Source organism: Flavobacterium sp. RHBU_24, from assembly GCF_046613695.1.
Classification (GTDB): Bacteria; Bacteroidota; Bacteroidia; order Flavobacteriales; family Flavobacteriaceae; genus Flavobacterium.
Map to the genome: position 1 here is coordinate 1 of NZ_JBKJHD010000057.1, position 489 is coordinate 489.

1 protein-coding gene is annotated in these 489 nt (G+C 36.8%); it reads right to left on the reverse strand.

Annotated features, from left to right (window positions below; all coding sequences use genetic code 11):
* Positions 1-206: 206 nt before the first annotated feature.
* Positions 207-489: gliding motility-associated C-terminal domain-containing protein (locus tag ACLI09_RS18050; protein WP_411421040.1), on the reverse strand; the 283-nt coding region annotated here is incomplete at its 5' end.

Consider the following 489-nt stretch of genomic DNA (forward strand, 5'->3'; position numbering starts at 1 on the left):
TATTAGTTTGTATGGTATAAATATGCCTCCTTTATTTAAATCAGTTGTAAATATCTGCAAATTTGGAATACTATCTACAGAATTAGAAAATTTTAATAATTATTTTCCTAAACGTTACATTTTCTTAAACAATAGCAAATTTTGCCATCTAAATAATGCCTCCCCTCCCCGATTTTAAGGAGGGGAAAACACTATATTTTATATATTTAATCCTGCCTGTTAATGTAAATCCATCCTGTTTTAGCCTCACCAGTGTTACGCTCAAACATATAGAAGTAAGTACCTGTAGGCAGCTCATCGCCGCTATCGGCATTACCGCCCCACTGGTCAGTATAGGCACCATTAAAGTGGTATACCTCCTGCCCGTAACGGTTGTAGATGCTCAGTTTCCTTACATCAAGGTTAGATAAGTCGAATGAGTCGTTCCTGCCGTCATTATTAGGCGAAAGGCCACGCTGCACATCACAGAATACATTATCAATAATTATT